The 8,768-nt window shown below is 59.2% G+C and carries 4 protein-coding genes, 1 tRNA gene and 2 pseudogenes; 3 read left to right on the plus strand and 4 right to left on the minus strand.

Annotated features, from left to right (window positions below; all coding sequences use genetic code 11):
• Nucleotides 1–75: 75 nt before the first annotated feature.
• Together C8J40_RS19140 and C8J40_RS19145 are read right to left on the minus strand one after the other, a co-directional pair.
• A complete protein-coding gene (locus C8J40_RS19140) occupies nucleotides 76–1,221 on the minus strand; it encodes an acyltransferase (protein ID WP_132898379.1) in 1,146 nt (381 codons plus the stop codon).
• A 388-nt stretch (nucleotides 1,222–1,609) separates the two neighbouring features.
• Nucleotides 1,610–2,137, minus strand: a complete 528-nt coding sequence (locus C8J40_RS19145; RefSeq protein ID WP_165911529.1) for a hypothetical protein — start codon at nucleotides 2,135–2,137, stop codon at nucleotides 1,610–1,612.
• Between the two features lie 262 nt (nucleotides 2,138–2,399).
• Between C8J40_RS19145 and C8J40_RS19150 the strand changes: the two genes are divergently transcribed.
• Nucleotides 2,400–6,095: a pre-peptidase C-terminal domain-containing protein gene (locus tag C8J40_RS19150; RefSeq protein ID WP_132898381.1), complete on the plus strand. Its 3,696-nt coding sequence runs from the start codon at nucleotides 2,400–2,402 to the stop codon at nucleotides 6,093–6,095.
• 228 nt (nucleotides 6,096–6,323) lie between these two features.
• Nucleotides 6,324–6,431 (plus strand): annotated as a pseudogene (locus C8J40_RS19155) (transposase); the annotation flags it as partial.
• An 8-nt stretch (nucleotides 6,432–6,439) separates the two neighbouring features.
• On the opposite strand, the gene C8J40_RS19160 reads toward C8J40_RS19155, so the two are convergent.
• Nucleotides 6,440–7,386 (minus strand): IS630 family transposase gene (locus tag C8J40_RS19160; protein WP_132898383.1). Its coding sequence is split into 2 segments (ribosomal slippage): nucleotides 6,440–7,050 and nucleotides 7,050–7,386, totalling 948 coding nucleotides; the frame shifts between segments, so codons are not numbered across the junction.
• 96 nt (nucleotides 7,387–7,482) lie between these two features.
• Between C8J40_RS19160 and C8J40_RS19165 the strand changes: the two are divergent.
• A pseudogene (locus C8J40_RS19165) lies at nucleotides 7,483–8,469 on the plus strand (IS3 family transposase); the annotation flags it as partial.
• Nucleotides 8,470–8,673: 204 nt separating this feature from the next.
• On the opposite strand, the gene C8J40_RS19170 reads toward C8J40_RS19165, so the two are convergent.
• Nucleotides 8,674–8,750: transfer RNA gene (locus tag C8J40_RS19170), tRNA-Met, on the minus strand.
• Between the last annotated feature and the right edge of the window lie 18 nt (nucleotides 8,751–8,768).

The following is an 8,768-nucleotide window of genomic DNA, read 5'->3' on the forward strand; positions in this document are numbered from 1 at the left end:
AGTGATTCGGAGAGCGCATTGGGCGATAGGTGCCGAGCTTGCGGAAATATGTCGGGTATGCCGTTACAACAGCCTTTATCCAAAAGGCTTTACACTTGTCGAAGGTATAGATGCGCCGGTGGAAGGAAGACGCATCTTCAAGTAGCGGCCGACGGCGTGATAGTGCCGTTCGAACAGGTAATAGGCTACGATCGCGATGACATGCGCAACGATCATGCCGCTCACGAAGCGAACTTCGGGACTAATTCCCTGAAACCGCTCGTGAAAAACGATAATTACAGTATTGTGAACGAGGTACAGCGAATAACTGTAGCTGGCGAGGAATGCGATAGGTCGGGCAATAAGGCTTGGCCAACGCTCGAAAGCGCTGACGATCATGACCATCCCGAAGAAAATCATCGCGGCAAGCAGATTCATGTGCATGTCGTAGCTTTTGAAGCCCGCATCGGCGATGCGTCCGGCCGCGCACAACAGGCCAAAGCCCAGGATTGCTCCGCCCAGGCGGATACGCGCCCGACGATCTAGTTGCATATTTAGCCAGAGAATGCCGCCGATAGAACCCAAGATCCAGAGCAAGCTGAGATTACCCGCTCCACCCGCAAACCCGTTCCAGATGAATACTGGCAGTCCAATAAGCAGCAATCCCGAAGATACCAGGCCTGGCTTTTCTCGACGAACGAGGACGAACGCCACGAAAGCAAATACGGCATATGTCCAAAATTCTATCGGGATCGTCCAAAACGGCTCTGCTGCATTATAGGCTCGCGGATATACGTTCGCCACCGGGCCAAAGTGCGACAGGAACTGAAACACCGGATAGTCATGCAAGAGCAGCATGTTGCCAAGGAAGGCAAAAGGTCCAGTGTTCACGCCCAAAATAGGATGTGGTGCGATACCCACAATAACATTGGTCAGCGCGACGGCAATCAAGACAGGAATAAAGGGCGTGAAAATACGCGCTACCCGGTCGATCATAAAATTTCTGAACTGGAGTCCTGGTCGCTCCCATCTTCGTGCCGTCGTCAGCGTAATGAGAAAACCGGAAAGTAGAAAGAAGATTACAACCCCGATGCCGCCAGTCGTGATGGCCTGCGGCGGGTAGAAAATCTGGCTGGCGTGCCCGAATAAGACGAGGTTCGTCGCGACCACCCGCGCTAAGTCTAAAAATGTGGTCATAGCATCGCTGAACGTAGCCGCAGTGCGTTGCGTTCCGTCACTCATGCAAACCTCCAGAAGTACGGCGGTCTACGAACCGAAAATATTGGCAGGCAGGCAAAACAGCTCCCGCAGGGACGTGCATGCTGATGATAGACACTGTATCCCCCATTAATTGCCCCGGTCAACGGCAAGTCGCCACCGACCGGCGGGCTCACTTATCGTCTTTGCACGAAAAGGCGTCCCGCGACATCTTCGATCTATATGCGTGGCTAAGCGCTGCGGACGCAACCATGGCGGCTTTGGCGCCGCAAGAATGTGCGACAGCGATCGCTGACCGACGCGGCCCAAATAGCCAATTTTTTGTTCCGGCTGTCATCCTGTCGGGGATGCGCCGATTCCAGCAGCCTGCAATCGAACGGGATGGCCGGGGTCGCACCATCCAACCGGCGGGTTAATCCAGATGCAGTGCCCCATCGGTCGCAAATCGAACGGCTGCAGGCGTATCGCCCAGTATAGCTATTACCGTCATTCGATCCTTGGGCGTAATCTCCGCGACCCACGCAGCTTCGCGCAGCATCGCCGTTTGCGTCGCATGATCCAATTCGTGCCAATGCATGGTCCCGAACTTCATTCGCCAAAGGCTCTCTGCTCGCAGATACGGTGCCGCACGAAAGCTGGCGGCATAGGATTCGACCGCCCTGCCGTTATCGTCCAATGATGCGATCGAAGCCGAAAGCACCAATGCCTCGCCCGAATCCGGACGTGCCTGGAGTGCCGCGGTTACGTAATGCTGCGCTGCCGCCATCGATTGCACGCGGTCCGGGGTCTGGCGTGCACGCACCGCCAGCGCTCCATAACCGCGGGCCGCCATCAGCATCATGTCGGGATCGTCATATCTCGATCGATCGAGCGTCAGCCTGAGCGTGTTCGCATCGCCACCCGAAGCATAAGCCGACACGTCGCGCTCCATCCGGGCCATCTGGAGCGCACCATTCAACGCTACCAAGCAAAGGACCAGCAGGACGGTCAACACCGTTACCGGTCCGATGAGCCGTAATACGTCTTGAGATGAGCGAGCGGCTCGGGTGCTGGACATAATTGTTCGCTTAATAGCGTGAATGTCGCCGTGACACCATCATCGACAAAGCGATTGATTACGCCGTCGCTAACCATTCTCGAACGTCCGGTCTTAATGGCACCTTACGTAAGCTAGCGGCAACTGCGGGGATTGGGGCTACGACATGACCATAACGGGCATATTCTACGGGAACGACGTAAAGGATCTGAAACAAGCCGAAAACTGGCTTGGCGGAAATGTAGGCATTATTGCAGCGCAGACCGGCCGGGCGAACTGGTCCGACTGGATGGGCAGCATCGGCTGGGCGGCCGGCCTGATCAAGGATGTAGATGCCCAGGTTCGGTGGTCTATCCCTCTTTTCGTCAATGGCGGGTCGCTGGCCGCTGGCGCTGCCCACGCTTATGACAATTATTACGTTCAAGCTGCCAAGACGCTGCTTGCCCAATATGGCGACCAGGCAGAAATCATCATCCGCACGGGAGAGGAGTTCAACGGCGACTGGATGCCATGGGCGGCAGGCGGCAAGGAGGCCAACTACGTCAAAAACTTCCAGAATTTCGTCGATGCGTTCCGGTCGGTGTCCGACAAGTTCAAGTTCGAGTGGAACGTAAACATGGGGTCCACCAATGCCAATGTGGTGAAGGCCTATCCCGGTGACAAATATGTTGATTACATCGGCATGGATTTTTACTGGGACGCAAAGCAGAGCTGGAGCATCAAGGATCCGGTTCAGGCGTTCAACTATATGAAGAACACGACCAACGGCCTTAAATGGCTTGAGGATTTTGCAGCAGCGCACGGCAAGCAAACCGCTTACAGCGAATGGGGCGTCAATTCGTCGGCGGCCAGCCCGTTCATCGCACTGGTCAAACAATGGTTCGACACGCACGATCCGGCCTATGCTATTTATTGGGATTCAAACGCGGATTTCGCTGGAAAGCTGTCCGACGGCGTCTTGGGCGCCGCGTCGGACACGTTCCGCGCGCTGTTTGGTGCCACTGCCGCCAAACCTACTCCGCCCATTGGCGACGCAGGCGACAATGTGCTCGTTGCGATCGATGCAGGCGGCGCGATCGACGGTAAGGCCGGTGCCGACACGCTTGTCGCTGGTAAGGGTGCGGACATCTTCACCGGTGGTTCCGGTCACGACATTTTCCGCTTTACCGCAGGTGGTGGAAAGGACGTGATCACCGATTTCGGCGCGGGCGGAGACGCCGACGCCATCGACGTCAGCGCGCTGCTGAAGATGGGTGGCAAGCCGACGCTGGCGACGGTCGGCGCCGATACCGTAATCAATTTTTCGACCGGCGAGTCGATAACGCTGCAAGGCGTCGACGCCCGCAACCTGGAAGCGACAGCCACCGGCTGGACGTTATCCACCACGGTCTTCAGTTCGACCGACCATGTGCTGATTGGCGACGAGCGCAACCTGACACTGGCCGGGACTGCGCGCATGGGCACCGGCAACGATGCCGCCAACGTCATCATCGGCAACACGAACGACAATGTGCTGAGCGGTGGCGCCGGGAACGACGTGTTCAAGGGCGGCGGCGGCATCAACCTCATCGACGGCGGTACGGGCATCGACACGCTGCAGCTCGACGGCAAGCTCGCCGACTATGTTGTTACACGCGATACGAATGGCACCGTGCGGGTTGTCAGCGCGAGCGAAACCGATGTTTTGACATCGGTCGAACGTGTGACGATCGCCGGGACGACCCTGACGATCCAACAATTTAGGGATACGCAGATCGACGGACTGCTCTACATCGCTTCAAATCCGGGTCTGATCGCCAAACTTGGTGCCAATGCTGAAGCGGGCAAGCTCGATTACGCACTGTCGGGCAAGGCTGCTGGACGCTCGCTGTCGACGTTCGATCCGATGCTTTATGCCGCCTCCAACCCGGTGCTGGCACGAAAATACGGAGCTGATACCGCTGCATTGACGCTGGATTACATTACCCAAGGGGCAGCCAAGGGCCTGTCGACGGTCGGTTTCAATGCCGCGCAATATGCGGCTGCCAATCCCGATGTGGTCAAACTGGTGGGAACCGACGCCCATGCGCTTGCCACCTATTACGTAACCAAAGTCCTTTCGGCACCGCTGTCGACGAAAGATTTTGATGCGACAGCTTACTTCCTTTCAAATCTCGATCTGGCGGCATCAGGCGTCACCGTCGCCACCGCGATGGAGCATTGGGTTCAGCATGGTTATGCCGACGGTCGGATGGCCGAAGGCGCATTCGGGCATGAACAGACTAACCACACGCTGGCAATGTACGGCAAGGTGACGGACGCGATCGCGACTGCCAACGACAAGGATTGGTACACGATCGACGTTACGAAGGGCGATGCAATGAAGATCGCGGTCGAGGCTGCCGGTTCGGGCCTTGGCACGCTTACCGACGCACGTGTCAGCGTTTACGATGCATCCGGAAAGCTCGTCGCCAGCGACGATAATAGCGGGTCGGGCAACGACGCGCTCGCGACCTTCACCGCTGCGGCAACGGGGACTTATTACATCGTTGTCGATAGCGCGAAGGCTGGCGGCACCGGAACCTATCAGCTCGAAGGTACATGGATGAACATGGTCTTCGACACCGGCAGTCATAAGATTGTAGGGAGCGCCGGAAACGACATTATCATCGGCAGCACATTCGACGACGTCCTGACCGGCGGCGCTGGCAGCGACCGGTTTCAGTTCGGGAAAGGCAGTGGCCACGACACGATCACGGATTGGAGCAAGGGCGATAGCATCGATCTTCGTGCATATCTCGACAGCGGTCTCCAATCGACGATCAGCAAGGTCGGCAATGACACGGTGATCTCGTTTGCGACCGGCGATACAATCAAACTTCTGGGTGCGGATCCGTCGTCGCTTTCGGCGAACTGGGGTGGCTTTGCCTATAAGACTCCGGCTGCTGGCGCGGCTACGCCGGGTGTAGTGGCCCCGAGCGGTCCCGAGACATTGGCACCAAGCGTTCCCGTGATATCGACGCCGAGCGTTCCCGCGATACCGGCTCCGGCAAGCCCCGTATCCACCGTTGGTGGCAACGACAAAATCGACGCGACCGCATACTTCCTGTCGAACCTGGATCTTGCAGTCTCGGGCGTGACCGTAAACAACGCACTGACCCATTGGCTTACGCAGGGTCTGGCGGAAGGCCGCACCGCCGAGGGCGCATTTGGCCATGAGCAGAACAACCATGGGCTCCCCATGTACGGTAAGGTCAACGATACGATCGGGACCGCAGGCGACCAGGATTGGTTCACGATCAATGTCACCAAGGGCGATGCAATGAAAATTGCGGTCGAGGCCGCAGGGTCGGGCCTCGGCACTCTGGGTGATGCACGGGTCAAGGTGTACGACGCATCTGGCAAGCTGGTGGCAAGCGACGACAATAGCGGATCGGGCAACGATGCGCTTGCAACCTTCACTGCAGCGGCAACGGGAACCTATTATATCGTCGTCGACAGTGCGAAGGCTGGAGGCACTGGTACCTATCAGCTCGAAGGCACCTGGATGAACATGCTGTTCGACAGCGGAAACCACACGATTGTGGGAGGTGCCGGAAACGACATCATCATCGGTAGTACATTCGACGATGTCCTAACCGGCGGAGCTGGCGGCGACCGGTTCCAGTTTGGGAAAGGCAGCGGCCACGACATAATTGCCGATTGGGCTAAGGGCGATAGCATTGATTTGCGTGCCTACTTAGACAGCGGACTCGCCCCGACGCTGACCAAGGCAGGCCACGATTCCCTAATAACTTTCTCTACTGGCGACTCAATCAAGGTACTCGGCACAGATCCTTCCGCCTTTACAGCAAGCTGGGGGGGGTACGCCTACCATGGCTGAGCTTGTGGCATGGTAGGCGACGGGCCTTTAAGCCCGGTCTTACGGCGCTTATCAGTTGAAGCGCTCGGAGGCTCCTAGCGGATTTTCGGACGAGGGCATGGGGATGAGCTGCTGCCAGTTCCGTGGACACCAAAGTAAGGTGTTTTTGGAACTGCAGGATGGAGTGACGTGACCCCCGTTTTTTCCTCCAGCTGGAGCTAGGGTCCAACCCCGGAAAGGGACGGACAGATGAAGCGGAGGCAGTTTTCTCAAAAGCAGATCATCGGCATTGTGAAGGAAGCCGAGGCAGGTGCTGTGGTGACGGATCTGTGTCGCCGGCACGGGATGTCTAGAGCGGTTTCTGATCAGTCTGCATCGTAGCCAGCGGCTGCGAAATAGTTCGAGCATTCCTGGGACGAGTAGAGGTCGACGATACGGCCGATGGCATCCCAGAGGCCGTGAATGGTCCGCTCTGCCGCCTTTCGCAGATGCGCCTTGAGTTTGGAGAAGGCCATCTCGATAGGGTTGAAGTCCGGGCTGTAGGGCGGAAGGAACAGGAGCCTGGCACCTGCGGCTTCGATGGCGGCGCGCACGGCCGGCGCCTTATGGCTCGACAGGTTGTCCATGATGACGACGTTGCCGGGTGACAGTTCGGGCACCAGGACGCGGGTCACGTAGGTCGTGAAGGCGTCACCATTCATCGGCCCGTCGAGCACCCAAGGTGCGATCATGCCGGTGCGGCTGAGACCCGCGACGAAGGTGGTGGTTTTCCAATGCCCGTGCGGCACGCCGGCCCGCAGTCGTTCGCCGCGTGGCGCTCTGCCGTAGCGACGTGCCATGTTCGTTGATGCCCACGTCTCGTCGATGAAGATGAGCTGCTCGGGATCGAGATCGAGCTGACCATCGAACCATTCCTCGCGCCGCTTCAGGATGTCGGGACGATCCTGCTCTGTGGCGTGCGCGGTCTTTTTTTGCGCGTGATCCCGCGTCGTGCGAAGAACCGCCATATCGTGCCGAGTGCGACCTCGGTGCCGTGATCAGCCAGAAGCGCTTGCAACTCGGCCAGGGTGATGTCGGGCGTCGTTTCGTAAGCCTCCAGGATCAAACCGGCATGCGCCTCGATCCTCATCGAACGTCGATCGCCGCCCTGCTGCTGTGGCGCCGGCGTCCCGTGCTGGTTTGCAAGCTGCTGCCACCGGACGGCGCTCGCGGCGCTGACACCGAACCGAACCGCTGCCTGCCGACGCGACAGACCACCCGCGATCGCCGCCACAACTCTATCCCGAAGATCTACCGACAATGCTCGCGCCATCCATGCCAGCCTCCTGCACCGGCAGGAATCCTGAATCAGAAAACCGCAGCGACGGGAATCCCCTTATGATTCAGCACGGTCAGAAACCGCCCTAGCGCCACCTATTACGCTTGGAAGGCCCAGTTCGGCGGTCTGGAGGTGTCCGACGCGAAGCGTCTACGGGCGCTTGAGGAAGAGAACGCCCGGCTCAAACGGTTGGTGGCGGACACAATGCTGGACAACGCAGGTCTGAAGGACCTGCTGTCAAAAAAATGGTGACGCCCGCCGCGAAGCGGGAAGCGGTCGCGCATCTCCAGACGACGCTGGGGATGAAGAGCGGCGGGCGTGTATAGTCGTCGGAGCGGATCGCACGAGCATGCGGTATCGCTCGTGTCGGGGGGATGATGGCGACCTGCGGTCGCGTCTGCGTGAGTTGGCGTAGCAGCGTCGGCGGTTCGGCTATCGGCGACTGCATATCCTGCTGCGCCGGGACGGCATCACGATCAACCGCAAGAAGACCCAGCGGCTCTACTGCGAGGAAGGTCTGACAGTGCGTCGCCGTAAGGGACGAAGGCGTGCCCTCGGCGCGACTGCGCCGGCCCCGGTGTTGGCGCTGCCCAATCAGCGCAGGGGCCTGGACCCTTCGACAAGCTCAGGAGAGCCTTCGTGCACGATCAGATGGCTACGGGGCGGCAGTTCCGCATCCTCAACATCGTCGACGACGTGACGCGCGAATGCTTGCGGGCAGTGCTCGACACGTCGATCTTGGGCAAGCGGGTGGTGCGCGAGCTGGGCGACCTGGTCGCCGAGCGCGGCGCCCCCAGGATGATCGTCAGCGACAACGGGACCGAATTGACCTCGAACGCAGTGCTCGCATGGTCGGGCGATGCCGGCGCCGAGTGGCACAATATCGCACCAGGCAAGCCTACGCAGAACGGGTTCGTCGAAAGCTTCAACGGTCGCATGCGCGACGAGCTGCTCAACGAGACGCTGTTCTTAACGGTCCGCCAGGCGCGCTCGATCCTCGCGCGCTGGGTCGATGATTACGACACCGAGCGGCCGCACTCCTCACTTGGCTATGCCACACCAGCGGCGTTCGCCGCGGAAGTCAACGGGCGGGCTTAGACCCGGCCGTTGCTTCACCCGCGCTCCTGCGCGACAACGACGGCGGGTCTCTGGTTGCCGCTGGATGAAAGGCAGGGATCACGTCAGTTTGGTGCCATTTTCGAATGGCCGGGGGCGTGAGAGAGAAGGACGCCAGAAACAACGACACCCCCGCAGCGGGCGCTGCGGGGGTGTCGTTGATAGTGGTTGCGGGGACAGGATTTGAACCTGTGACCTTCAGGTTATGAGCCTGACGAGCTACCGGGCTGCTCCACCCCGCGACATTCGCTTTCGCGAAG

It is taken from the genome of Sphingomonas sp. PP-CC-3A-396 (assembly GCF_004343105.1).
GTDB lineage: Bacteria > Pseudomonadota > Alphaproteobacteria > Sphingomonadales > Sphingomonadaceae > Sphingomonas.